This is a genomic window from Streptomyces sp. NPDC006997, assembly GCF_040635175.1.
Taxonomy (GTDB): domain Bacteria; phylum Actinomycetota; class Actinomycetes; order Streptomycetales; family Streptomycetaceae; genus Streptomyces.
Window position 1 is genome coordinate 1 of the sequence record NZ_JBEYHH010000063.1, and the last position, 24,042, is coordinate 24,042.

Genomic DNA, 24,042 nt, shown 5'->3' on the forward strand with positions numbered 1-24,042 from the left:
ACCCCCTTGGGCGCCGGTGCCGGTGAGGCCAGGGTACGGCGGCCGTCAATGCCCTGGGCACGGCGAAAGGCCCCCACCGCCGCGGCGGTGGGGGCTGTGTTCATGGGTACTGACGGCGCTGCGGGTCCAGCGCCAGCGCCAGCGGGGCATTGCCGTTGCCCGGCGGGTCCGGCGCACCATCACGACGACACACCAAAGCGTCGGGGTCCCAACTCGGCGACTGGAGGCTGTACCCGTCGGGGCACGCCGGGCCGGGCGGGCCCTGCTCCCCGCGGGGTCCCGGCTCGCCCTGCGGGCCTGCCTCCCCCTGCGGCCCGGCCGGACCGGCAGGCCCCGCAGGACCGGCCGGACCCTGCGCACCGTCCTGGCCGTCCTGGCCGTCCTCGCCCGGCGTACCAACCTCCCCCGGCGGGCCAGTCGCCCCAGGCTCGCCCTCCCGGCCGGGCCTGCCCGGCTCGCCCCGGTCACCCTTCGGACCCGGGACCGGCACCGGCACCTCCACCCGCGCGGGCAGATCCTCGATCGCCTCAGACGGATCCGGAGCCACCGGCGTCCCCCCCTCCCCCTCCACCTGCGCCCGCAACGACCGCACATCCGTCACCAGCGTCGACACAGCCTCCCCACGCCGGTCGGCCTCGGCCGCCAGCTGGTCCGCGCGGGACTGCTCGGCGTCGATGCGGCCCCAGACGATGACGACCGCGCCGGACAGAGCGACCAGCCAGCACAGCATCGCCACCGGCCGCCAGCGGCGAGCCAGCACACGCTCTGTCCGGATCACGGGTGTCCTCCGAGGTGGATGATCTGTGCGCGGAGTCGGGCGATCTCGGCCTGGTCCGCAGCCCGCAGCGCAGCCTGCTCAGCCAGCCTCGCCGTGAGGTCGGCGCGCTCGGCCTTGAGCGCGTCGCGCTCCTCCTGCAGATCGTTGGTGAGGCTGCTGTAGCCGGTGAGGGCGTTCTCGGCCCGCTTCCCGACGTACGCCACCAGCGCGCCGACGAGCGCGCCCACGCCTACGAGGAGGCTGCCGAGGGTGGTGGCGTCCAACGGGCCCTCCTACCGCCCCAGCTTGTCGCCCAGGCGCCGTACGAACTCGTCCATGTCCTGCTGCATCGCGGCCCGGTCCAGCTTCAGCCGGACCGGGACGGTGACCGGCTTCTCGTACTCCGGCGGCCGGGCCCAGCCGAGCAGCATCCCGGCCGCCAGCCGTACCGGCTGCCACGCCATCCGGTCGGCCAGGTGCTCAAGGCCGCGGAACGCGGCGTAGTAGGCGGCGCCGAGGCCGAGGGAGACGGCACCGGCCGCCGCGGTGCTGTCGACGGGGATCCCCAGCCACCCGGTGGCGGTGAGGACCAGGGCGACGCCGTACGGGACCAGCGTCCGCATGTAGGACGTGAACAAGTTGCTCATGATCGATCGGGCCCTTTCAGGTCAGGAGAGGAGGAGGCTCCAGGTCAGCGGGCCCGGGTAGCCGTCCGCGTCACCGGCCAGCTGCGGCGTGGCGCGCTGGAAGTCGGCCACGTTCTTCCGGGTGTGCTCGGTGAACCGCGGCCCGGCCTGGTAGCCGTCGCCGTCGTGATGCCGCGTGAACCCGCGCCCGATCAGCCCCCCGTCGAGCACGGTGACGGCGGGGTTGCTGCGGCCGAGGACGAACGCGCTGCGGCCCGGGAACGGTGGCGCCGTCCGCGTCTGCGCGGGCGTCTTGCCGGGGAGCTTGCCGAGCAGCTGCTGAAGACTCACCGGGCCCGGGACGCCGTCCGCGTCCTGGTGCGGCGCCGTCCCCTTGTAGCCCATGGCCAGCTGGAAGTCGCTGTAGTTGCGGGTGTCGGCGTCCGTCCACTTGGGCCCGGGCCCGACCTTGTAGTGCTTGCCGAACCCGCCGTCGACCAGAGCCTGGCCCACCGCGGTGACGTGCGGGCCCTCCGCCCCGTACCCGTACGCCAGCTTGTTGATGGTGACCTGGTAGCGGGCCACACCCCCAGCACTCGGCACCGGCGTACCGGTGCCGCCCTGCGGCCGCTCCCCGTCCGGCCGCTCCGCACCCGCCCGCACCCACGCGTACAGCGGCTCGCCCGGGCAGGCGGTCGCGTAGCCGTCGCGGTGCCCGCGGACTTCAAGGCCCGCGGCGCCGCCGGTGCGCAGCCAGCCGATCGCGTCGACCAGGCCGTCCAGCATCGCGTCGGTCGGCGCGACCAGGCCGGACGCGCCGAGCATCGCGCACACCGCGTAATGCGACGCGTTGAGGGCGCTGTTGCCGTTGGCGCCGACCTTGCGGTGCAGGCCGCGCCCCTCGTAGACGGCCCCGTGGGGGCAGACGAGGGCGCTGTAGGCGATGTCCGAGTAGTTCTCGGCGCGGTTGGCGAGGTGGGCGGCCTGGATGTCCCGCACCCGCCCGGCGCACGTGCTGTGCGCGCTCGCGGCCCCCAGGCTCTTGGGCACGTACGTGCCCTCGTAGTGCACCTTCACGCCGTCCGTGCGGGCGATGTAGGCGAGGTCGTAGCGGGGTGGTCGGGCACCCCACGCGGAGCGTGTGATGAGCTGCATCGGGCCTCCTAGCGGGGCATAGAGAGGCCCCGGGGCCAGGCGGCGCCGGGGCGGTAGATGGGGTGGGCCGGGGGCCTCAGTCGTTGGCGCTGATCCATACGCCGTCGACGCGGATCGTGTCGCCGCTGGCGATGCCCGCAGACCCGGACGTGGTCCGCACGCTGATCACCCCACCCGTGTCGATCGCGGCCCTACCGTCGTTGGAGGACGTGCCCCACCATGCGTTGACGAACTCCGGGGGCCGCCACCCTGCGGGGAGGGTGGCGCAGTCGGTGTCAGCGATGTTGCCGCTCCCGGCGGACGTCTCAGGGATCGAGGCCCCGCTTCTCTGGATGGCCAGGTTGACGGTCGTGACGCCGTTCACCTTGCGGCCGGAGAAGCTCACGATGGTCCAGCCGCTCGCGGCGATGACGCCGGAGCTGGTCGAGTCCTCCAGGGTGTGGTCGTTCATGCGGTCGGCGGTGGCCCGCATACCGGCCAGGAACACGGTCATGATGCCTCCTACAGCGGGATGTAGACGGGCCGGGCCAGGCGGATCGGCTGGCCACTGGAGTGGGACTTGGTGACGCCGTTGATGCCGCGGACGACGGTGAACGTCTGCGCCAGGGTGGTGCCGGTGCAGGCGGTCACCCGCATCACCTCGCCCCCCGTGCGCACCTCGAACGGGAAGTCGGTGGGGTAGGTCGCGGAGTCCACCCACCGGTACAGCGCGGTCGTGAGGACGTCGACGGCCGTGGCGGTCTCGTCGAGGTCCGCGGCCAGTTCGCATCCTGCGGTGTCGATACGGTCCCGGCCCTCCACGCCGATGGTGAGCGCGGTCCACGGCTCGCCAGGCACGCAGTTGAACGTGATCGTCCAGCCGTTCGGTCCGGCGTCCTCGGTGTAGCCGGTGACGAGGACATCGACGTCGTCGGGGCCGTGGTCGGGGGGCAGGCCCGTCAGGCGGATCAGGTCGCCGACGTCCGTGCGCAGGATGTCGTCGAGCATGGCGTGCACGCGGTCGTTGGCGAGGTTGAGGGTGATCCGCGCGTACCGCACCCCGGCGTAGGTGCCCAGGTGTACCCGCATCGAGGCGACCTGGCGGGCCTGAGCGTCGGTGTACAGGCTGTAGGTGTACTCGGTGTCGTAGCGGCCGACGCCGTCGGGGACGTCGAGGACGGACATCTCTCCGGAGTCGAGCGTCTCCCGGGCCGCCCTGGATCCGTACTCCCGCTTGACGGAGACGTCGTTCTCGGTGAGCTTGTCGTCGTCGACGGGCCGGAACGGAGGCGAGATCAGCCCGGCCGAGAAGTCCAGAACCAGCGCGGGGGCCTGGTTCCACAGCGTGGACTGCCCACGGTGGATGATCTCGGCGCGGTCCCGTGCGTCCAGCAGGAACCCGAAGTCGGTCTGGGCCGCCTCGGCGAGCAGCTCCCGTAGCCGCTTGCGTCCCTGTACGCCCATCGGCTGCTGGTAGCTGCTCTCCCCCGCCACGCTGACGCTGTAGCCCGCGTCGGCGGCGAGGCGCTCGATGCGGGCCCCGGCCCGCTCTCCCTGGAAGCCGATCGCCGCCGCATACACGTCGGCCGCCGTGGGGGCGGTGGCCCCCCAGTAGGTGATGTAGCCGATGGAGGGGATGTCCTCGGTGACCGCGCTGTAGAACCAGGTGGGCCGGATGAAGCTCACGGCCTCGGAGGCCTTGCCGGTGGCGGTGCCCACGCTGCGGGAGACACCGTCCACGAAGATCTCGTACACGGAGTTGATCCCCGACAGCTGCGTGGTGAGGCGGATGTGGTGGATGCGGCCGTCGAAGACACCGGCACCGGTGATGGTGTTCTGTAGGGACACGGAGGAGGAGGTGTCGCCGACGGACGCGGTGGTGAGGGTGATCTCGTCGGCGGACACGTCCAGGCCGAGCGTGAAGCCCACTCGGGGGTCGGCGTCGGTCAGCTCGCCGTGGTCGGCGATCGTGACGTCCAGGTCCTGGCGGCCAGCGTAGAGAAAATCGACGGACCAGCCGCTGGCGGCGCTGGCCGCTCTGGTGGTGGAGCCCTTGAGGCGGCCGTCAGAGCCGGACGGCAGCAGCACGACCGGCTCAATCCAGTCAGCGAGGGATCCCTGCCCCCACTTGGGGGCGGCGGTGCCGGCGTCGAGGTCGAGGACCATGTCCGGGGAGCCGTTCAGCGACCTGCCGCCGGAGGTCTCGGCGCCGTCCGTCAGCGGCCAGCACTCGATCGGGCCTTGAGCTTTGAGGTAGCGCAGCAGCGCGCTGTCTTGGGGTTTGCGGCCCGCGTCCATGCGGCGGGTGACGCCGGACGGGTTGATGCTGACGTAGTTGTCGTTGCCGGACAGGTCCCGCGTCGGGGGCCACGCGGGCACTTCGCCAGCCATGCGGGTGTGTTTGTTGGTCAGCGCCGCGGTGCCGCCCCGGGACCAGGTCAGGCCGGTGGCGTCCACGAACGTGGTCCCGCCCGCCTCGGCGGCCGTGGTGGACATGTCGACCTTCACCGTGCCGCCGATGCCGTCGCGCAGTTGTAGCGCGTAGGCCCGGCCGCGCATGACGGGGATGTATCCGCCATTCGTCGCGATGTTGTGGGCGCTGAAGCCCGCGCCGATCTCCATGTAGGCGCTGGGCGCGAACAGGCTGGTGGTCCCAGAGCTGGTGGTGACGGGCTCGCCGAGCAGGTGCCACTCGTCGTCGGCGTCGTCCACCGTGCGGCCGAGGTAGAACCGCACCTCGTGTCCGCCCGCGCCGTCGTCGACGTCGAGGGTGACGCGCACGGCCAGGCGCTGCCCGTGGTAGCCCTTGACGGCCTCGGTCGCGGTACGGAAAGTGCGGGTGGCCCACGTGCCGTCCGGGTACCACTGGAAAGCCAGGACACCTTCCTCGATCATCAGCACCCAGCTGTAGTTGGTGCTGGGCACGGCGCGCAGGGCGAGGATCTGCGACCTGCCCCAGTCCTCCAGGGCGATGTCGACACGCAGGTCGAGGTCTCCGGTGACGTCGAGGGCCGGATCATCGTTGACGAACAGGGACTCGTAGGTGAGCGGATCGCCGTCGGCGAACTCCGCCCACGGCGATCCGACGGTGTAGCCGACCCGGAAGGGTGTGTTGCGGCCGATCAGCCCGTACAGCGGCGAGGTGGGGTTGCGGCGGGAGTAGCGGTAGTTGCGGCTGTCGAGGTCGCAGGTGCACGCGGTGGGCGCGGCCTGGGAGGTGGACTCGGAGGTCAGGCCGCGGGTGATGGTCACCGGCGCCGTCGCCACCCGCAGGTCGTCGGTGATGTCGTTCCAGGCCCCGTTGTAGTACAGCTCGGCCCACATGGGCGGTGGCAGTCGCGGCACGGTCTCCTCATCCTTCTGCGTAGCGGACGACGTCTCCGCCCGCGTCGAGGCGGACGCATTCCTGGAAGAACTCGCGGAACGCCCTGCTCCCGCCGCGGAACTCGACGACCATGCGTCCGGGCTGGGGGCTGGCAGCGGTGCCAGCGAGGGGGGCGACGCCGGGCATCAGCGCGGTGGTGGCGGGCCGGTAGGCGGCCGGGTCGACCACGTTCCGCATGGCCTGGTCGACGACGTCGGCGTTGTCCTCGACGCCCATGGCGATACCGGCCGGGATCCAGTGGCCGATCTCGTCGGCGGCCAGCTTGGACGGCGAGCGGATGTCGAGCAGGTCGATGACCGGGTCCACGATGTAGCTGGAGGCGAAGTTCTGGATCTGGGACCACAGCCAGCCCCCGCCAGCGGAGATGCCGTCCCAGATGCCGTACACGAAGTCCAGGCCCGCGTTGTACAGCCGGTAGCCCTGGCTGCCGAGGGCGCCCGCGAGGTCCTCGGGCAGTCCGCTTGTCCAGGACACCAGGGACACGGCTCGGTTGATCGCGGCGTCCTTCATGGACTGGAAGGCGTTCCACGCGCGGGTCCGCATGACAGGTCCCAGCGCGGACAGGGCATCCCAGGTCTGGCCGGGAAGGGCGCCGACGCTGTCGGTGAAGGATGTCCACTGGCGGCTGACGGGCCCCGCGATGTAGCGGGACCACAACCCGGCGAACCAGAAGCTGATGGCGTCGCCGAGCACGTTGAACGTCGTCCCGGCCTCGCCCGCCTTCTCAGACACCCAGCCGGTGAAGCTCGCCCACCAGCGCGGGGCGTTCTCCTCCGTGGCCGTGATCAGGCTGTCGACGAACCCCCAGATGACCAGCCCGGCGCTGGCGACGACCGCCGCGGCGACCAGCGCGGGCAGCATCAGCACCACCGTGCTGATCGCCCCGGCGATCAGGACGCCCTTCAGGACGGACGTGGGGTTGGCCATGACCCACTCGGCGATCCGCTGCCCGGCGCTGACCAGGCCCTCGATCGCCCGCGGGGCCACCTCCATGACGATCTTCTCGCCGATGCGCTGGCCGAGGATCAGGAAGAAGTCCGCGACCCGGTCGATGCCCTCGGTGCCGCCCTGCCCGGCCTCCTCCCAGACGCTGGCGAACTCCTCCCGCACCCGGCCGGTGAAGCCGGTGACGGCGGGGAGGACGGTGCCGCCGAGGAAGTCGATGACGTTCTGCTGGACGCCCCGCTTGAACGCCTCCATCCGCATCGCGGGCGAGTCCTCAAGCTTCTCGACGACCTTGTCCGCGGCGCCCGCGACGTCGTCGAACCCCCCGGCTGCGGCGGCCGAGGCGGGATCGAGCGCCCACAGGGCGTCAGCCTGCGTGTTGGCGAGGTCCCCGAACAGGGCTTGGGAGGCGGTCAGACGGACGGTTTCGTCGTCGGTGGCGCGCAGGGCGTCCATGGTGTCCTGGAGCGCCTGGGTGGCCTGGTCGCCACCGGCCCGCATCTGCTGGCCGATCTTCTCGCCGTTCAGGCCGATCGACTCGAACGCCTCGTCGACGGCCTTCCCCCCGGCGAGCGCCATCTCACCGAAGATGCCGATCGCGTCGGCGATGGCGTCGGCGTCCTTGGCACCGGCCTCGATGCCCTGGCTGATCAGGCCCATGGCGGTCGCGCCGTCCAGGCCCACCCGCCGGAACAGGGTGGGGTATTCGTTGAAGGTGTCCAGCAGGTCGTCGGCCTTGTTGGCGTTGCCGCTCAGGCCGACAGCGAGCAGGTCCATGGCCTCGTCGAAGCTGTCGGCCATGCCGGTCTTGACCATCTGCCCGGCCGCCGCGGTCGCCTTGGCGAGGTCCTGATCGAACGCCTTGGACAGGGCCATGGTCTTCTTGGTCATGTCCTCCAGCTCGTCCTGCTGGCCGGTGAACTCGTCCATGTTCGCCGTCACCGACCGGACGGCGTCGCCGACCTCGGTGGCCGACTCCCCCCACCCGTCGGTGAACACGTTCGTCATGGCGTCCGTGGCCGCGCCGACGTCGGCGGTGGTGTTGACGAGCTGCGCCTCCAGGCGGGTGGACGCCTCGGACACGTCCATCGCCTGCGACAGCGTCGACATGATCGCGGCCCCGGCCAGCGCCCCGGCAGCGGCCCCGGCCGCCGCCAGGGCCGTGCCCATCTTGGAGCCGTTGGCGGCGACGTCGTCCGCCATCCCCTCCGTCTCGCGGTTGACCGTCTCGCGCGCCGAGCGCATCCCCGGGCCGGTGTTGTCGTCGGCGGACAGAGCGAAGACGAGACTGGTATCCGACACGACGGGCGCCCCCTTCCTGTACGGACGTCAGCGGCGTGACCTGGCCTTCTCGATCTCCGAGAGGTAGGTGTCCAGCCAGTTGAGGTAGTGATCTTCCTGTTCGACCGTCATGTGGTCCCAGTCGCGGGGGCCGATGCCGAGCAGGTGGGCCGCGTTGCCGAGGTGCTTCAGACGGCGAACGGCAGCCGGGCTTTTCCCTCGTCCTCCGGGGCGTCGTCGTAGCCCCTGAGCATGTTCTCGGCGAGGACCTCGTCCCCGCCCTTCTCCCGCAGCCGCTCGACCGCGAGGATGATCTCGCCCTTGGTCATCTCCACGGTCAGCTCGTCCCAGCAGAAGTCAACGTCGTCGAAGCTGAGGGTCGGGTGCTGCCGCTTGAGCAGGACGTGCAGCAGCGCCCGGCGGCACAGCGCGTTGCCCTTGAGCACGCCCATGGCGAACTCGTTGAAGCTCCTGCCGGTGCGCTTCTCCAGGGCCTCCCGCTCCGCGCTCATCAGCTTGTTCGGGTTGTAGTCGAAGACCTGCGGCTCCTGGCCTTCAGGGGCGTATGTGATCTTCACGGGGGCCTCTCGGTGTTCAGGATCGGGATGCGATGCGGTTGACCATCTCGGCCAGGGCGAACTGGACCTGCCGCCGGTAGTGGGCGTCCTGGCCCTCGAACGCGCGGTCGAACCACTTGACCTTGCCGTGCTGCTGCACCCACACCGCGCGGTTGCCGTAGACCGGGTGCCGCCAGCCGGAGGCGCGGTTGGTGCGCTTGGGGGCGTTGGGGAAGCCGCGCAGGTTCTTCGTCTTGAACGCCTTGACCTTGGCGCCGGGGAACTTCCCGCTGATGCGGACCTCGGGGCGGATCTTCCGGGCGATCGCGGTCTTCAGCGCCGGGCCGTCGTGCGGGGTGACGGACGTCATCGACATGATGGCGCTCTTGGCCTGGGCGGCCCCGGGCTTGAGCGCCTCGCGCATGTTCTTGGTGAGGTCCTTGCGCAGCTGCTTGCCGTCCTCCTCGGCGCGCAGCGCACGGTCGACGTTCCGCAGGTTCTGCGGGGTCAGCTCCAGGCTGAGCCCGGACGTGTCAGCCACCGGCCCGCCCCCTCTTACGCGGTGGCCCGGGTCACGGCCCCGGAGGTGGGGAAGTCCTGGCTGACGGTGGCCTCGTCGCCGATCGCCCCGGTGATCGGGGACCAGCCCTTGACCAGCAGGCTGCCGGAGTAGTTCGGGTTCGAGGTGCTGACGGCGGCCTGGTCGGCGCGGACCACGAACGGGACGACCGTGCCGAGCAGCGCCCACATGATCTCGTCCAGCTTGGTCGCGGCGAAGTCCTGGAGGAACTCGCACGCCACCGTCCCCGACTTCAGTCCGCCCTGGACTTCCTTCCAGCCCAGCGACGTGTAGGTGGTGACGTCCTTCTCCTCCACCTCGATGGCCACCTCGGCCTTCTTGGTGAACTCGGACAGGTCGCTGCCGTTGATCGACAGGTACTCGGCGAGCAGCACCATCTTGGGCACGGCCGCCTCCTTTCGGGCATGACGACCAGCCCGCACCCGTTGAGCGGGCCGGGCTGGTGCAGGGTGGGGTCAGCCGATGCCGAGGGCAGCGGCGAACAGAAAGCTGGGCGTGGTGCCGGTGATGTCCCAGGCCAGACGCCACCAGGTGTCGGTGATGGCGGTGCCGTCGGTCCGCAGGATCTGCCCGCCCGCCTCGGTGGCCGCCTCGAACGTGAGGCGGGTGGTCGGGGCGGCGAACGTGTTGTCCGCGCTGGACTCCACCCGCGCGGTCAGGGACGGGGTGGTGCCCGCCACGGACAGCACGTGCAGCGCTGCGTACATCCGCCGGCCGGCAGCGACGTCCCCGAGTTCGAGGCCGGTGCCGGTGCCGGTAGCGGTGCGCGGGGTGCCGGGCGGGTGGGCGAACTGCCCCCGCACCAGCGGCCACGCGCTCTTGGCGGCCGACGTCCAGGGGGCGACCTCGCCGACCTGCGCGAACAGCTTGTAGCTGGCGCTCATCGCCCGGGTGAGGTAGGCCAGGTCCCCCACGGCCGCGCCGTTGTTGGCGCTGATCGACCAGGGGCCGATCCCGCCGAGCTGTGCCCAGGACGCGTCATCGACCAGGCTCGGGTCGCCCGCCTCCCACTGGCCCTCGCCGGAGATCTCCGACGAGGCCAGCCCGCCCACCACCTCACTCCACGCTTCCGAGCCGTAGTTGGTGGTGGGCTTGACCTCCACCTCGCTCGACAGCTCGATCTTGTTGGAGTGACTGGTCAGGTCCAGGCCGCCCGTGAACGTCCGCACGTTGAGCAGGATCGACTTAGCCACCTCGCACCTCCTTGTCGAGCACGGCGCGCAGTGTGGCCTCGGCTCGTCTGAACCCTTCGGTGTCGACGGGCTCCGGGAAGGTGAACGGCTCGTCCCTGTCGGCGACCAGCAGCTTCCAGCCGAGTGCCTGGTCTCCCTCTTGGTACAGCGCCAGGGCGAAGCCGCGGGGGTGGAACACGGCCCTGTTGATCAGCCACAGGAGTCCCGTTTCGGAGAGGTCCAGCCATGGCCGGTAGTCGGGCACGGGAGCTGGGTAGTGGTTGGCGTCTTGTGCCATGGCTCAGCCCTCGCTCTCCTTCCTGCTCTTGCGCCGCCCGCGCGGCGCGGCGGTGACTTCCTCGGCCACGCCGGAGGCGACCAGGTGCGCGGCCAGGGCGGTCGGCAGGTCGTCGACGACGTCGCCCACGTCCGGCCACGGGCGGCCACCGAGGACAGCGCCCGGCGCCCCGGCGACCACGATGCGGATCCTCATCAGGTGCTCCCGTCTCCGATGACCTTGATGACCAGCTCGGCGCCGACATAGGTGGACCCGGCGTGCTCGAACCACCTGTATCCCTGCACGCGCTGCACGTGCAGGTCGTGGGCCAGGCCGCCGAGGGCGTACTCGCCGGGCGCGCCGCGGGCCGCCTCGATCGCGGCCTTCAGCGAGGCCGGGCCGGACCCGGACAGCAGCGCGTCGATGATGCGCTGCGAGGACCGGTCATCCGCCCGCCCGGCCAGCACCCGGCACGTGAACATCAGCTCATCCAGACGGCGGGCCATCGCTTTGTCGAAGTTGACCTCGACCTCGCCGACAAAGAAGCACGGGGCCACCACCGCGTCGGGGACGTAGCCGGTGCACACCAGCTTGCCGATCCCGGCGGGCAGGACGACCGCGCGGGCGGCGTCCGCGATCGCGTCGCGGACAGCGGAGATCTGCACGGGCTCTCTCCTCCTATCCGAAGGCGTGCAGGATGTACGGCTCGATCAGCGCCCACACGTCCGGGTCCCGGCGCGACAGCCGCACCACGCCCCACTCCGACGAGCCCATGACGCCCTCGGGTGAGTCGGCCCGCTTGAACAGACGGCTGGCCTGGATCATCGCGGCCTCGGCGATGTCGTCCGGGACGGACGGCCAGCCGAACCGGGCGGTGACCCGCACGCGGCTGCTGGCCAGCCCCCACGTGCCGCCTGGGCGCAGCAGTCCGGTGACGGGGCGCCCGTCGGCGAGTGCGTTGTCCGGCTGTGTCTCATAGCCGGTGATGGGCGACCATGACGTGCCGGAGCCGGTCTCGACCAGCATCCCGGTGGTGTCGCCGATCTCGTCGACCAGGAGCAGGTCGCCGGTACGTGAGCGGACGGTGCGCCCGTCCATCTGGTAGGTGCGTGCGGTAGGTGCGTCGTCCAGCCAGAAGCCGCGCCCGAGCCGCCCGGTGGCCCGGTCGATGGCGCGGGAGGCGGCACGCACCGCCCGGTCTGCTCGCGCGTCCCGGGTGGTGTCGTCCGCCTCGATGCCGAGCTGTTCCTTCAGCTCTGCGCCGGTGACGTACTCACCCGCCATCGGGATCGGACTTCGGTGCAGGCCGCTTACGGGGGGCGGTCTTGCGGACCTCGCCCGGCGCACGCGTGGCCCGCTCGACCCGTGGGGCGCCGTGCCGCCCCGGCACGGCGGGCATCTTGATGTCCGGCTCCGGCTCGCTGTCGGTGAACAGCTCCGGCCGCGCGGCGACCAGCGGGTGGTCGTCGGCGATGGACTGTCCCTCGCGCAGCGCCATCGTGCCGCCGGACCAGCGCACGGCCAGGGACCGCTTGACGTACTTCACCAGGTCTCCTCTCTGCGGCCTGGGGCTGCCGCCGTCTGCCGTAGCGGCAGCCCCAGGACCGGCGCTCACACGCCGTCGTTGTTCCTTAGCAGGCGGAACGCCTGGGGGTTGACCACCCCGGCACCGACCCGCGCCCACGCGAACCATCCGCGCTGGCCGGTGGGCCGGTTGTTGGCGGTGTCGAACAGCTGCGGGATGAACTCCACGGTCATGCCCGCGCGCTGTGCGACCAGGTAGCCCTTGAAGTCACCGACGACGAGGAGGGGCTCGCTGCCCGCACCGGCCGGGAGGTCCGCCATGAAGTCGTTCATGGGGTACTCCTTGCCGAACAGCCGCGGGATCGCCTCCTGGGTGATGTCCACGGTGAAGTTCGGGTCGGTCGTGCCCAGCTGCCGGATCGTGTTCTGGACGTCCGTGGAGGACAGCCACGCCGCGGACATCCGCCGCCGGTACTTCTGCGGCAGCGCGTTCCACAGGCCGTAGATGTCGGCCGCCGCGATGGCGCCCGACGCCGCGGTCTCGATCGGCGCGGGCGTGGCGAGCGCGGCGAGCGCGGCGACCAGGCCGTCCGGCTCGTCGGCGGTGGAGCCGGTGGTGAGCTTCTCCGCCAGCAGCTCGTCGTAGCCCTCGGCGAGGAGGCCGGACATCTGCTCGGCGAAGCCGGGCCAGTCCATGCCGATCTCGATGGAGAACGGGATGAAGCCGTCCGCGCGGTGCGTGGACACCTCGGGCTGAGCGAAGGTCGGCGAGTCGTCCGTGGCGGGGGCCGCTTCCGCCTTGAACGACCAGGACACACCGGCGGACGACAGGCCGCGCCAGGTGTCGTTGGTGATGGTCTCCACGCGGGCCAGTCGCAGGATGTCGTTCTCGGATCCCTGCGACGTGAGGATGATCGTCGGGTCGATCAGCACCGGCACCGCGAACCCGCCCGAGGCGTCCACCCCGATGCTCATGGCGCGCTTGATGAGCTGCACCTGCTCAATCGCCCGGGACTCCTCCGGCGTGAAGATCGGCGTCTGGCTGGCGGCGATCTTCTGGAACGCGGAGCGGTAGTGCGGGTTCTCCGTCGCCAGCAGCAGACGGCCGACCAGCTCGCCGTTGGTGTCGCCGGTCTGGGTCCGCAGCACGTGCTGCACCTGCGTCTTCTGGTCGTCGCGCAGGTGGCGTCCACCGAGCGAGGAGTCGACCACGGCCATGGACCGGTCGTAGACCGCCCGGCCGGACAGGGACCGCGGGTCGTCCGCGAACGGGTCGTTCTGCGGGGAGAACTGGGTGGAGGACCAGCGGTCGCGGGAGGCCCGCAGCCGCTCGGCCCGCTCGAACGCGCGGACCTCACCCTCGCGGAACTTCAGCTCCGCCTCCAGGTCGTCCCAGCTGCGCTGCGCGGTCTCGTCGAGGTCGTCGCCTCCGGCCTCGCTGTCGATGACCTCCATCTCCTGGTGGATCTGCCCGACGCGCTCCGTGGCCGCGGTCAGGTCCTTGGCCCGCTCGAACACCGGCTCGTCCCGGTCGTCGTCCTTCTTCTTCACCATCGTCTCTACCTCTTCACGCCGAGTAGGGTCATGCGGCGACGGCGTGCCGCCGCGGAGAGTCCGTCGACGTGGCGGGCCGACGCGGGGTCGGGTGCCGGGGTCAGCGGGGTGGGCTGGTGCCGGGCAGCGGGCCCCTCCTCGGAGGGGGTGCTGAGTCCGTGCATCGCCCGGAAAGCAGCGAAGCTGCGCTGGAGTTCCTCGACCTGGTCCTGGTCGCGCTCGCGCAGCGTGTCCATCAGCCAGTCCACACCGGACCGCGTCGCGGACCGAAGACCAGCGGTGGCGTCCGGGTTGGCGGGCCAGGTCACCGGGCCCGCCTCGAACAGGCGGACCTCCTTGATGGTCCGCTCGGGCAGCCCGTCGGGGTTGTGGTCGCTCACGCCGGGGTCGTGGTTCCAGTCCTCCCTCACGACCTCGAACATGAAGCTGGAGCCGTAGGCCCCGGCGCGCAGCCCGGGGATCAGGTCCCGGTTGTAGGAGGTGTCCAGCAGCGGCACCTCCATGTAGGGGGAGGTCTCCCTCTCCTCCAGGACGCTGGCGACGCCGAGGCTCTTCTGGTCGATCTGCATGTCACGGCCGTGGTTGAAGAGCACCTTCACCCCGGCCGGGCCCTGCGCCTTGATCGTCCGCTTGAACGCGCCGCGGGCGGTCTTCTCCAGGAACCGGCCCTCCCACCAGGAGTCGATCTCGTACCAGGTGTCGAACCGGGAGAACTCCACCGTCATCACGTCGCCGGTGTCGTCGGCCGCCGCGGTGTCGCCCGCGTCGACCACGTCGACGTCGGCCCGCGTCTTGGTCAGGGTCGGCGCCATCGCGGCGCCACGGATCAGCTTCAGTCCGCGGATCGCGGCCATGGTCACTCCTCTGCGTGAGGGTCATCGGCGGGCGGCTCGGCCCCCGGGGTGAAGGGCACATCGCCCCACGGAACGGGCGGCAGCTCCTCCACCCGCCGCACCTCGTTGATCCGCTTCCAGTTGTTCTGCAGGGCCGAAGCGTGCGCCGCGTACCGCTGCACGGTGTTCGTCTCCAGCAGCGCATCGCGGTTGAGCTTCACGTACTGGGGGCGCGGCAGGAACTCCGACAGCAGCCGCTCCACACGCCGGATCCACTTGCCCATCGAGAACTTCAGCAGCGTCAGCTCTCGGTCCTGGATGTTCGCGTAGGTCATGCTGCCGCCGGTCTCATAGCCGAGGATCTCGGCGATACCGGGGCCGAAGATCCGCGCGCACTCCGCGGCCGAGTAGCCCTGGGTCTGCAGGAACTGCGACTCCTCCGGGGCCACCTGGATCGTCTCGTACTCCCAGCCCTTGCCGAACACCACCGGCTCGCGGCTGCCCCGCAGCGCAGCCAGGAACCTGTCCTTCGCCGTGCGGACCTGCCCGTCGTCCAGGGGCACCTCGGTGTTCTTCAGGATCGCCGACGGGTGCGCGCCGTCCTGGAACCACTGAAGGCCGAACCTGGCGCCGGTGAGCTGCAGCCCGATCGTCGTGGCGTGCAGCCGGACCGGCGACAATCCCAGCACCACCCCGGGCAGCGGGTTGACGCGCCGGTGCAGGAACGCCCGGTTGTCGGTGACCTGCTGGCCGTTGACCGCCCACCGCACCTCGCCCCCCTCCATCCAGCCCGAGATCTCATCCGGATGGAACAGCCGCACCTGCTGCACGAAGCCAGCCGTGGCGCGCTGCAACTCGTCACCGAAGAGGTTGCCGCGCAGCAGCCACGACATCACGGCCTGGTACCGCCAGTCCGCCAGCCCGTGCCCGGAGCCGTCCGGGTCCTCCAGCCACCACGGCGTCGACAGCTTCCGCGCGTCCTCCCCCTCCCCGCGGAACACGCCCACCGGCAGCTCCGAGACCACCGAGGCGATCAGGTCGCACGCCGACCACACGGCGACGGCCTGCAACGAGGACTCGGCCTTGGACAGGTCCACATCCGCATACGACCGGCTCGTCTTGAACAGCGCGAGGACCTGGTCCAGCGACAGCTCACCGGCCCGCTGGGGACGCTGCCCCGAGGCCGGGGACCGGCTGCGCCACCACACACTCACGGCATCCTCCGATCCGCCAGCAGCAGGAACGCGCCCAACGCCACGAACCCCAGCGGCGCCCAGGCCAGCCACAGCCCATACGCCACCAGGACCGGCCCCACCACCCCAGGCCCCGCGCGCAGGCAGAACCCTGCGGCCTCTGCGGCGCAGCCAGCCACAGCCCGCCCCCGCGCCCGCGCCCGTCCGCGCTTCGCCATGCCCACGCTCCTCAGAAGATGTTCGCCATCGGGTCGTACTCCTCGACCTGCGGCCCCCGAACGAGCAGCGCCCACCGGGCGAACGTCACCGCGCACAACGGGCTGATGTCCACCAGCGAGGCGGTGCGGTCCAGCGTCCAGGCGTCCCCGTTCCTCCGGGTCCGCGCCCCGTTGACCGCAGCCGTCAGCGGCACCTGGTCCAGGTGCACGACCGTGCCCTGGTTCATCGCGTCGGCCATCTGCCCGCACGCCTCGGTGATGTCCCCCGTCCGCATCACGGCCAGGTCCCCGCGCTGCGGCTTGTCCTTGTCCTTCGGGGCCTCGATGCCCGCGGCCACCAGGTCATCGATCAGCGACCCGGCCGGGGCGCCCGCCGACGCGACCGCGACCGCCACCGGCTTCCACAGCTTGCGCAGCTTCGCCACGGCAGGCGCCACCCAGTCCGTCCCCGGCCGGTGCGCCACGACCTCCAGGTGCACCCGCCCGTCGGGCCTGAGCGACGCTACGGCGATCGCCGCACGCTTACGGTCCTGCGACACGTCGATGGCCAGGGCGACGCTGGACGCCCGCGGCTTGCTCTCCGCGTCGACCAGCCCCGGCCACTTCGCCTTGGGCACGTTCGGGTCGGACGGCGGCGTGGACTTGCGGGTGCGGTTCAGATAGGCCCGGTCGAACTCGCCCGGGTCCAGCTTCTCCAACTCGGCCTGGATGACGTCCTCCGTGACGGTGAACCCGAGCGCGGGCAGCGTCGCCCGCCACGTCGCCGGGTCCGACCGGTCCATGTCCTCCGGAGCGAACCACTCGAAGTACGCGGTGCGCGTGTGCACCCCGGTGCGCCACAGCTCCTCGATGAGCGCGCGGCCCTGCTCGCGCTTCTTGTTCAGCGGCACTGACTTCTCGGTGCCGCCCGCAGACGCCCACCACAGTTGAGCCATGGGCCGGGTCAGCATCGCCGGAGAGAATGCCTGTTCGAGACGATCGTCGATGTGCGCGAACAGCTCGTCCATGACGCCGAGGTCGAGTGGCGGCCCGTGCCCCGCGGTCTCCGTGTTCGAGGTGATACCGATCCTCGACCGGGTCGACCGGGCGATGATCGCCTCATGGCCGTTGGCCTTGCGGATGACGAACCGGCGCGCGAGGCGGGACGCCTCGATCGTCGCCCAGAACTCGTCCTCCCACCGCTCCCGCGCCATGCTGCGGTTCTGCGCGGCGTAGATGATCCGCTGCCGCTTGTACGCCTGCGCCCGGTGAACCTTCACCGCGAGCAGCCCCTGCGTCTTGCCCTGCTGGCGTGGGACCGACAGTCCGACGGTGCGGTGCCAGAAGATCCCGGTGGCCGGATCGATCTCCAGCGCGACGTCCCACACGTAGCGCTGCCACGGCATCGGCGTGTAGCCGAGCCGCTCCATCACCTTGGCGACCTTGCCGCCGAGCGTGGGCAGCTCCGGCCGCCGCGGGGTGCCCCACATCGGCGGGCACGTTAGCCCGTACAGCTCGCGGCATTGGTCGACGAACTCAGTCGGGGGTCGCCAGGTCGTCGAGGTCGTCGTCATCGTCCGGCTCCTCCGGCGCGCAGCTGCGCAGGTCCGCCAGGACCTGGCGCAGCTCCTTGGACAGCCCTTGCAAGGAGTTGCCGAGTGAGGCGGGGGCGTCCAGCTCCTGGGCCAGCCGTACGGCGATGGCGGCGAGCGTCGGCGCGGTGGCGTCCAGGGCCTCCAGGTCGCCGAGCGCGGCGATGTCCTCCAGGACCTGGGCGCGGATGCGGCCTGGCTCAGTGGCGTCCTCGAACGGGTCAGCCCCGGGCGCGTCGTCGGTGCCGCCGGGCAGCAGCGCGGCGGGAGCGACCTCGAGGGCCGCACCGAGCGCGACCAGGTCGTCCACGTCGACGCGGCGGGCGCCTGCCTCGATCTTGCCGAGGACGGACGCGCTCATGGGCCGACCGGCCTGGGTGACGCGCTCGGCCAGGTACGCCTGGTCCCAGCTGCGGCGCTGGCGGTGCGCGGCGACTGCCGCGGCGAGCGATCCGCCAGCCTCGCCAATCTGGATGGCCCGAGCCGCCATCATCGCCTCCTCTGTACGCCGGGAGTCCGGCCGCGATCATGGCGGCAGGTGTGATGGCCCGGGGAGAGAAAAATGAAAGGTGGGCGCGGGGTTGCGATATGTCCGATTTCTAAGAATCGAGGTCGGTCGTCAGCCCGAGGGCGATCTCCAGTCGCCTGACCTGCGAGGTGCTGAGGACCTCGACCCATGTGCGGCCCTCGGCGGTCCATCGCGTGCGGCATCCGGGGCAGGTCCACACGCGAGGGGCCTGCCAGCGGCGGCGGCGCCACGGCCGGGCGCAGACGGGGGTGCAGGCGACCAGGTCCCAGTCCGTGAGCGCGTCGGTCAGGCTGGCGGGCATGGTGCCCGCGTCGCTCCCGGCCAGCGGTCCGAGGTCGACCATGGGTCAGTCTCCCGGCCTGGTGGGTGAGTGCTCGTCGGCCAGCCCTGCGACGGTGGACTCCAGCTCGGTGCGGTCAATCAGCCCGCTGCTGTAGCCGCACGAGCACACGACCATGACCTTGCCGGTCTGACGCCGCTCCATCCACCGCTCGCCCTCATCGGTGAGTGGGCCTCGCCGGACCTCGGTCTGGGCGAAGGCGTGCACCTCGTGGTCCAGGGCCCAGGGCCCAGGCGTGTCGATCAGTTTGGCCGCGTCCAGCTTCGCGTGGGCTTCGGCGAGGTGCCGGTCCCGGGCGCTCTCGGCAGAAGACTGGCTGGTGTGGTCGAGGGACAGCCAGCCGTCGCATCCGTCGTCGGTCCCCCAGCATCGGAACACCCACTTCTGCTGGCCGTGATCCGTGTAGGGCTTCACGATCATCCCGGCCTTGAGGCCGTGCGGGTCGGCGTCCATCTGGCGGATGGCCTCGCGCGCCTTGTCGGCGTCGCCCTCGGTGAGGACGCCGTCGACGTTCACCAGGCGGGGGGTTTCGGGCACGGTGGTCTCCTCTACGGTCCGGCGAACCAGTCGACGCTGGTGTGGAGCTGTACGACCTCGTTCAGTGGCTTGTCACCCTTCTCGCTGTTGCACTTGCGGAGGCAGACGGGGCATCCGGCGGTGCCGTGGATGGGGGCGAGGTTGTCGGGGTCCTTGCGTGCGCCGCCCTTGCTGACGGGCTGGATGTGGTCGACGGCGTCGGCGGCGGTGTGGCCGCAGACGATGCAGATGTCCGACTCGGCTAGGACGCGGGCGCGTGTCTGCCGGTACTCGTAGGACGTCAGCTCTGACCGGTCGGTGGCCACTGTGCCCTCCAGCGTGGGTGTTACTCCGGCTGATCAGCGAGGGGGAATCTGAGGTGGGGTGGCTCCGTCGTCTCACGCGGCAGCACTTCGTTGAGGGTGACCGGCCAGACCGTGTCGGTCGGCTCTGTGCACGCGGCGACGGCCTGTTCTTCGCTGGTGAAGATGCCGCCGAGTTCCCAGTCCGTGACCCACCCGTCGTCTCCGAATGCCTTGTTCTGGGCCATGATCCATACTGTGTCGCTCAAGATCAGTCACCACCTTCGTGTGGCAGGAGTGCGGGGCCGCGGGAGTCGTACCGCCGCGCGACAGGGCTTACGCCGCGTAGGGCTTCCTGCCAGGCGCCGCGGAAGAGCAGCGCAGCCCCGCACGATTCAGCCAGCCACCCGACTGCTGGTCTTACCGCCGTCCCTTCGGGTACGGCGTTCCAGCACTACGGGGCCCATCGGGCGGCGGCCGTATGTGGGGTCACTGCTGGACAGTGCCGTCCAGCGCGTCGGCGACCTTCGGGGCGAGGCGCACGCTGTTGTCGCGGGCCTCGCCGTCGGTGTCCAGGCTGACTGCCCAGGTGCCGCCGGTGACCGCGACGCCTCCGAACTGCTTGGACAGGGCGACCCACCCGGCCAGGGACTCGGGGTTGGGGAACATGTTGATGTACGCCTCGCCGGGGGCCTGGCTGCCGTCGGTGACGGTGAAGGTGTAGGCGGTGCCGCCGACCTTGGTGATGTAGCTCTCTTCGGTGTTCTCCTGCGGCTCGGAGACCTTGAGTCCGGCGTCGGCGAGGGCGTCGGCGATGGCCTGCGCGCTGTCGTAGCTGTCGGCGGCGCCGTCGTCGGGCGAGGTGTCGGAGGCCGGTGTGCTGGTGACGCTGGACTGCGTGTCGGCTTGGTCGTCGCTGTCGCTGCTGCACGCGGTGAGCGTGAGGGCGAGTAAGGCGAGAGCGGCGGCGGTGGCGGTGCGGGTGCGCATGGTCCCCCCAGAGGCGTGTGGTGATGGAGGGGCCATCATGCGCGGGGCGCGGGCGGTGGTGTGTGGGTGTGACGGGATCGTGACAGCGTGTGGACTCAGGGGGCGAGGGCGCGGGCGACGTCGGCCCACATGGTGGCGAGCTTGAGGGCCTCGGTGGACCGCACTCCGTGGATCTGGGCCAGGGTGCGGGACTCGGCCGCGCGGTCGCGCTGCCATCCGCTGTCGTACTGCTGGCGCTCGCGGGCGTCGTCCTCGTGCCGCACGGCCTGGCCGTACTCGTTGGTCGCTCGGTCCGCCCAGGCGTACGCGTGGGTCTGTGCGCGCTGGTGCTGGTCGGCGCGCCATGCGGGGTAGTCCTGCTCTGCGTCGCTCATGCGGGTTCCTCGGGGCCGTGTCGGCGTGGTGGGCCCGCTGCCCGACCACGCGCAGGGTTTGAAGTCGGGGTGGCGGCCTCCGCGTTTGGTTCGGTTGGCGCCGTTTTCCCAGGCGTCGCGTTCGGCTTGGGCGAGGGGGCGGAGGTGGTAGAGGCGGGGGCCGTTGCCGGGAAGTGGGACGTGGGTGATCTTGCCTCGGTGGGCCCATTGGCGGATGGTGCCGGGCTGGACGCCGAAGTGGGCGGCTGCTTGGGCGACGGTGAGGAGGGTGCCGGGCCGGATGTCGTCGAGGGGCGGGTTGGGGAACTTCGGCTCGGTGGGAGGCATGGTCACCTCCGGGCGGGTATGGGTCAGGCCCCGCGCGGGGTGGTGTGCGCGGGGCCTGGGGTGGTTTTTGGGCAGGGGGTAGCTGCTGTTTTGACGTTACAGCGTGTGTGCGGGGTTGTCGATGTTGGTTTGTGCAGGTGAGGCGCCCGGTCGGTGTGCTGCGTCGCGTAGGTCGTTGATGTAGGCGATGAGCGGGGCGGTGAGGCGGAACCACTCGCCGTTGAGGCGGTAGCGGGCGAAGGTGCGGTGGAGTTCGCGTTCGCGGCGGGTGTATCCGGGCTCGGTGGCGAGGAGTTCGGTCTCGGGAGCGTTGATGTCGCGCATCCGCTGGGCGAGGTGGAGGGTTTTGCCGATCTTGACGGCGGTGCCGGAGCGGACGAAGTAGACGATGCCGTGGGCTTCCTGGTCGGCTTGCTGGCGGGCTTGCTGGCGGGCTGCAGGGGTGCGGAGCTGCTGGAGTCGTCTGTCCCGCTCGGCGATTTCGCGTGTCCAGTGGTCGAGGAGGCGCGGATCGTCCATGGCCTCCAGTTGGAGGCGGGTGCGTTCGATGGCGATGAGGGTGGCGAGTTCGCCCTCCGGTCGCGTCCACCAGCTGGCGTAGCGGCGCAGGCCGGTGGAGGTGAAGTGGTCGTCGCACAGGGGCAGTGGCTCGGTGATGACCGGGGGGAGGCGGCAGGGGCCGCCGCGGTGGGATGCGACGCATCCGGTGGTGCGGGGTGCGGGGATGGTGACGTGGACGCGGTGGCCGCATCCGCAGCGGTAGTGGCCGCGGCCTCGGGGTGCGTCGGGGGTCATGGTTCTGCCGCAGGCGCAGCGCACGGTAGGTTCCGCCATGCCGGTCTTCCCTTCACGGATCGGTCATGCCCTGGGGCGGAGGACAGCCGTCGCCAGGGCGTTCGATTTCCATGATTCCGTGAGGGTCTGACAGTGGGTCCGGGAACGCGTTCGGCCCGCCTCGTACGGGTGTGCGAGGCGGGCCGTGATCACCACATGAAGCGTCGACCGGGACCAGTCGAGTGCCACGGGCCAGTGTGGCACAGGCGTGTGACAGCGGGTCGGCTGTCAGTCGCCGGTGGCCGTACGGCCGTGCACGTACGCGGTACCCGCAGCGCGCAGGGCGGTGTGCGTGTCCCTGGTGCGGTCCCGTGCGGCCTCCAGCTCGGCCTCCACCGCCGCAGCGAACCGGCCGTCGCTCACGGGGCCGGTGTCGATGTCGCTCAGCTCGATCGCCGACCAGGCAGCGGTCTCAGCGGCGGCGGTCAGGCCGGGGTCGTCGGTGATGAGGGCCAGGTGGTCCCGGGCGAGGGTGACCTCGGACCGGGCGCGTTAGCGGGCAGCGCGGGTCTCGCTCGTCTCCGGCTCACCGGCGCGCACTGCGGCGATCATCAGCCAGTACAGCTCGCGGTAGGCCAGCACCGCGGCGAGCAGCTGCCGGACGGCGGCGGCGACGTCCTGGCGGTGCTGCTCGGCGCGGGCGCGGTGGTCTGTCCAGTGCTGGGTGAGGCTGGCGAGGGCGGCACCGGCGAGGGTGCCGAGGACGGCGATGATGGTGGACCACACGGCGGTCACCCCTCCCTGGCGGCGTCGGGCGGGACGACGATGCTGAGGTAGGCGCGGGTGCCGTCGCTGTCGCGCATGGGCCGGTAGGTGGCCGGTCCGCAGTCCGCGGTTTGCTGGAGCGCGGCGACCAGGTGGCGTACGGCGGTGTCGTCGCCCATGAGGCGGACGTCGACGGGGGCGGGGCCGCGCCCGGGGTCCTGGGGGGTGCGGCGGCGGGGGGTTCGGCTCATGAGCGGGCCTCCTCTGCTGCGGTCCAGGCGTCCACGGCGGCCTGGGTGGTGTCGGCCTGGTGCCAGGCGGGGGCCTGCTGGGTGGGTACGGGGTGGCCGGTGAGGAGGGCGCGGACGCTGTCGACGACGGCGGCGGGGTCGGCGTAGCGGTCGAGGCCGGGCAGGAACTTGGGGGCGTGGTCGAGGTGGCCGTTGCGCTTGTGGGGGGCCCAGAGCCAGCCGTCGACCGGGTGCTCCCAGAGGAGGGCGATGCCGTGGCGGTGCGCCTCGGTGGTCAGGGCGGGGTGGTCGTCCTCCCAGACGAGTACCGCGGTGAGCATGGTGGCGAGTCCGGCGAGGTCGTCGTCGCGGTAGCGGTCCAGTTCGCCGCTGTCGGTCCAGTGCTCGGTGGGGTCGAGGCCAGCGGCGGTCAGGGCGTCGGTGACGGCGGTGATGTAGGGGTCGTGAGGCAAGGGCTGGGGCTGGGACATGGGTCAACTCCCTGGGTGGCGGCGGTGTATCCGCAGGCTTCACAGAGGATGCCGTGGCCGTCGACGGTCACGAGGCCGAATGCCCGGCACTGGGGGCAGGGCGCGGCGGTGTACGGGTGGCGGTCGGGGTGGTGGCCGGTGATGGCGCGGGCGCGGTGGATGAGGGTGGCGACTTGGTGGTGCAGGTCGCCTACCCAGGGGTGGGTGAGGGCGTAGGGGAGGTATGCGGTGAGCCAGGCGCACCAGCCGGTGATGGTGGCGCCGTGGCGGGGGTGGGCGGCCTCGCACGGGGCAGTGTGGGCGGTGCCGTGGGGGTCGCGGTAGACGGCGGGGTAGGTGTAGGCGATGGTTCCGGCCCAGGCGCCGAGGAGGGGTCGGATCGGGGCGCCGTCGTCGTCGGGGCTCTGGGCGTCGGCGTGGCCGGGGCCGAGGAGGGCCAGGACGCGCCAGTCGACGGGGGCCGGGGAGTGCGCGCGTCCGCCGCCGCGGCGTCCCTGGGCGGGGCTGGCGGACGATGCGACGAACTCGGCGAGCAGCTCGGCCTGCACCGGCAGCTCGGCCAGCCAGGCGCGCAGCTCAGCGGCGTGGTGGGGGCAGGCGTGAAGGCCCTCCCCAGCGGCGCGCGGGCAGACGGTGCAGCTGCTCACGGCTGGACCTGCCGCAGGCGTTCGAACAGGTGCTCGATGTCGGTGGGGGTGAGGAGGTCCCACTCGGCCAGGGCGGTGCGCAGCCGGGCGTCGATGTGGGCGGAGATCGCCGCGCTGGTCCAGTGCTGGGCCATCTCGCGGGCCTCGTCG

The 24,042-nt window shown here is 71.3% G+C and carries 33 protein-coding genes; all 33 read right to left on the reverse strand.

What is annotated here, in order from left to right:
• Positions 1-100: 100 nt before the first annotated feature.
• Positions 101-778, reverse strand: a complete 678-nt coding sequence (locus tag ABZ659_RS34225) for a collagen-like protein (RefSeq protein WP_360228339.1) — start codon at positions 776-778, stop codon at positions 101-103.
• Positions 775-1,041 (reverse strand): hypothetical protein, encoded by a 267-nt coding sequence (locus tag ABZ659_RS34230; protein WP_360228342.1) that lies wholly within the window; start codon positions 1,039-1,041, stop codon positions 775-777. Before ABZ659_RS34230 ends, ABZ659_RS34225 begins: the two co-directional genes overlap by 4 nt.
• A gap of 9 nt (positions 1,042-1,050) precedes the next feature.
• Positions 1,051-1,404 (reverse strand): hypothetical protein, encoded by a 354-nt coding sequence (locus ABZ659_RS34235; protein ID WP_360228345.1) that lies wholly within the window; start codon positions 1,402-1,404, stop codon positions 1,051-1,053.
• A 21-nt stretch (positions 1,405-1,425) separates the two neighbouring features.
• Entirely contained in the window at positions 1,426-2,538 is a 1,113-nt protein-coding gene (locus tag ABZ659_RS34240) for a peptidoglycan-binding protein (RefSeq protein WP_360228348.1), read from the reverse strand.
• A gap of 76 nt (positions 2,539-2,614) precedes the next feature.
• Positions 2,615-3,031 carry a hypothetical protein gene (locus tag ABZ659_RS34245; protein ID WP_360228351.1) on the reverse strand — a complete coding sequence of 139 codons (417 nt, stop codon included), beginning with the start codon at positions 3,029-3,031 and terminating at the stop codon, positions 2,615-2,617.
• Positions 3,032-3,039: 8 nt separating this feature from the next.
• Entirely contained in the window at positions 3,040-5,862 is a 2,823-nt protein-coding gene (locus ABZ659_RS34250; RefSeq protein ID WP_360228354.1) for a hypothetical protein, read from the reverse strand.
• Positions 5,863-5,869: 7 nt separating this feature from the next.
• Positions 5,870-8,149 (reverse strand): phage tail tape measure protein, encoded by a 2,280-nt coding sequence (locus tag ABZ659_RS34255; RefSeq protein ID WP_360228357.1) that lies wholly within the window; start codon positions 8,147-8,149, stop codon positions 5,870-5,872.
• Positions 8,150-8,316: 167 nt separating this feature from the next.
• Positions 8,317-8,706 (reverse strand): hypothetical protein, encoded by a 390-nt coding sequence (locus ABZ659_RS34260; protein WP_360228360.1) that lies wholly within the window; start codon positions 8,704-8,706, stop codon positions 8,317-8,319.
• A gap of 16 nt (positions 8,707-8,722) precedes the next feature.
• Positions 8,723-9,226 (reverse strand): hypothetical protein, encoded by a 504-nt coding sequence (locus ABZ659_RS34265; RefSeq protein WP_360228363.1) that lies wholly within the window; start codon positions 9,224-9,226, stop codon positions 8,723-8,725.
• A 14-nt stretch (positions 9,227-9,240) separates the two neighbouring features.
• Positions 9,241-9,642 carry a hypothetical protein gene (locus ABZ659_RS34270; RefSeq protein WP_360228435.1) on the reverse strand — a complete coding sequence of 134 codons (402 nt, stop codon included), beginning with the start codon at positions 9,640-9,642 and terminating at the stop codon, positions 9,241-9,243.
• A gap of 78 nt (positions 9,643-9,720) precedes the next feature.
• The gene (locus ABZ659_RS34275) at positions 9,721-10,458 is read right to left on the reverse strand and encodes a hypothetical protein (protein WP_360228366.1); all 738 of its coding nucleotides are present in this window, start codon (positions 10,456-10,458) and stop codon (positions 9,721-9,723) included.
• On the reverse strand, positions 10,451-10,735 hold the full coding sequence (locus ABZ659_RS34280) for a hypothetical protein (RefSeq protein WP_360228369.1): 285 nt from the start codon (positions 10,733-10,735) through the stop codon (positions 10,451-10,453). Before ABZ659_RS34280 ends, ABZ659_RS34275 begins: the two co-directional genes overlap by 8 nt.
• A 3-nt stretch (positions 10,736-10,738) precedes the next feature.
• Complete coding sequence (locus tag ABZ659_RS34285; protein ID WP_360228372.1) at positions 10,739-10,930, reverse strand: hypothetical protein; 192 nt, start codon at positions 10,928-10,930, stop codon at positions 10,739-10,741.
• Positions 10,930-11,379, reverse strand: a complete 450-nt coding sequence (locus tag ABZ659_RS34290) for a hypothetical protein (RefSeq protein ID WP_360228375.1) — start codon at positions 11,377-11,379, stop codon at positions 10,930-10,932. The genes ABZ659_RS34285 and ABZ659_RS34290 overlap by 1 nt, the downstream gene beginning before the upstream one ends.
• A 13-nt stretch (positions 11,380-11,392) precedes the next feature.
• Positions 11,393-11,998: a phage gp6-like head-tail connector protein gene (locus tag ABZ659_RS34295; protein WP_360228378.1), complete on the reverse strand. Its 606-nt coding sequence runs from the start codon at positions 11,996-11,998 to the stop codon at positions 11,393-11,395.
• Complete coding sequence (locus ABZ659_RS34300; protein ID WP_360228381.1) at positions 11,988-12,260, reverse strand: hypothetical protein; 273 nt, start codon at positions 12,258-12,260, stop codon at positions 11,988-11,990. Before ABZ659_RS34300 ends, ABZ659_RS34295 begins: the two co-directional genes overlap by 11 nt.
• A gap of 65 nt (positions 12,261-12,325) precedes the next feature.
• Entirely contained in the window at positions 12,326-13,792 is a 1,467-nt protein-coding gene (locus ABZ659_RS34305) for a phage major capsid protein (RefSeq protein WP_360228384.1), read from the reverse strand.
• 5 nt (positions 13,793-13,797) lie between these two features.
• The gene (locus ABZ659_RS34310) at positions 13,798-14,646 is read right to left on the reverse strand and encodes an HK97 family phage prohead protease (protein ID WP_360228387.1); all 849 of its coding nucleotides are present in this window, start codon (positions 14,644-14,646) and stop codon (positions 13,798-13,800) included.
• 2 nt (positions 14,647-14,648) lie between these two features.
• Positions 14,649-15,839, reverse strand: a complete 1,191-nt coding sequence (locus ABZ659_RS34315) for a phage portal protein (protein WP_360228390.1) — start codon at positions 15,837-15,839, stop codon at positions 14,649-14,651.
• A gap of 208 nt (positions 15,840-16,047) precedes the next feature.
• Complete coding sequence (locus tag ABZ659_RS34320; RefSeq protein WP_360228393.1) at positions 16,048-17,589, reverse strand: terminase; 1,542 nt, start codon at positions 17,587-17,589, stop codon at positions 16,048-16,050.
• Entirely contained in the window at positions 17,552-18,100 is a 549-nt protein-coding gene (locus ABZ659_RS34325) for a hypothetical protein (protein WP_360228396.1), read from the reverse strand. The genes ABZ659_RS34320 and ABZ659_RS34325 overlap by 38 nt, the downstream gene beginning before the upstream one ends.
• 106 nt (positions 18,101-18,206) lie before the next feature.
• Positions 18,207-18,479 carry a hypothetical protein gene (locus ABZ659_RS34330; protein WP_360228399.1) on the reverse strand — a complete coding sequence of 91 codons (273 nt, stop codon included), beginning with the start codon at positions 18,477-18,479 and terminating at the stop codon, positions 18,207-18,209.
• 3 nt (positions 18,480-18,482) lie between these two features.
• A complete protein-coding gene (locus tag ABZ659_RS34335) occupies positions 18,483-19,013 on the reverse strand; it encodes a hypothetical protein (protein WP_360228402.1) in 531 nt (176 codons plus the stop codon).
• 11 nt (positions 19,014-19,024) lie between these two features.
• Entirely contained in the window at positions 19,025-19,318 is a 294-nt protein-coding gene (locus ABZ659_RS34340) for an HNH endonuclease (RefSeq protein ID WP_360228405.1), read from the reverse strand.
• Between the two features lie 20 nt (positions 19,319-19,338).
• Entirely contained in the window at positions 19,339-19,563 is a 225-nt protein-coding gene (locus tag ABZ659_RS34345) for a hypothetical protein (RefSeq protein WP_360228408.1), read from the reverse strand.
• A gap of 220 nt (positions 19,564-19,783) precedes the next feature.
• Positions 19,784-20,284 (reverse strand): hypothetical protein, encoded by a 501-nt coding sequence (locus tag ABZ659_RS34350; protein ID WP_360228411.1) that lies wholly within the window; start codon positions 20,282-20,284, stop codon positions 19,784-19,786.
• Positions 20,285-20,379: 95 nt separating this feature from the next.
• Positions 20,380-20,985: a helix-turn-helix domain-containing protein gene (locus ABZ659_RS34355; protein WP_360228414.1), complete on the reverse strand. Its 606-nt coding sequence runs from the start codon at positions 20,983-20,985 to the stop codon at positions 20,380-20,382.
• Positions 20,986-21,081: 96 nt separating this feature from the next.
• Positions 21,082-21,819, reverse strand: coding sequence for a GIY-YIG nuclease family protein (locus ABZ659_RS34360; RefSeq protein ID WP_360228417.1), 738 nt, complete (start codon positions 21,817-21,819; stop codon positions 21,082-21,084).
• Positions 21,820-22,047: 228 nt separating this feature from the next.
• A complete protein-coding gene (locus tag ABZ659_RS34365; protein WP_360228420.1) occupies positions 22,048-22,182 on the reverse strand; it encodes a hypothetical protein in 135 nt (44 codons plus the stop codon).
• Between the two features lie 129 nt (positions 22,183-22,311).
• Positions 22,312-22,554 carry a hypothetical protein gene (locus tag ABZ659_RS34370; protein WP_360228423.1) on the reverse strand — a complete coding sequence of 81 codons (243 nt, stop codon included), beginning with the start codon at positions 22,552-22,554 and terminating at the stop codon, positions 22,312-22,314.
• A complete protein-coding gene (locus ABZ659_RS34375; protein ID WP_360228426.1) occupies positions 22,551-22,775 on the reverse strand; it encodes a hypothetical protein in 225 nt (74 codons plus the stop codon). Before ABZ659_RS34375 ends, ABZ659_RS34370 begins: the two co-directional genes overlap by 4 nt.
• Positions 22,772-23,245, reverse strand: coding sequence for a hypothetical protein (locus tag ABZ659_RS34380; protein WP_360228429.1), 474 nt, complete (start codon positions 23,243-23,245; stop codon positions 22,772-22,774). The genes ABZ659_RS34375 and ABZ659_RS34380 overlap by 4 nt, the downstream gene beginning before the upstream one ends.
• Positions 23,185-23,892, reverse strand: a complete 708-nt coding sequence (locus ABZ659_RS34385) for a hypothetical protein (protein WP_360228432.1) — start codon at positions 23,890-23,892, stop codon at positions 23,185-23,187. The genes ABZ659_RS34380 and ABZ659_RS34385 overlap by 61 nt, the downstream gene beginning before the upstream one ends.
• Positions 23,893-24,042 lie beyond the last annotated feature (150 nt).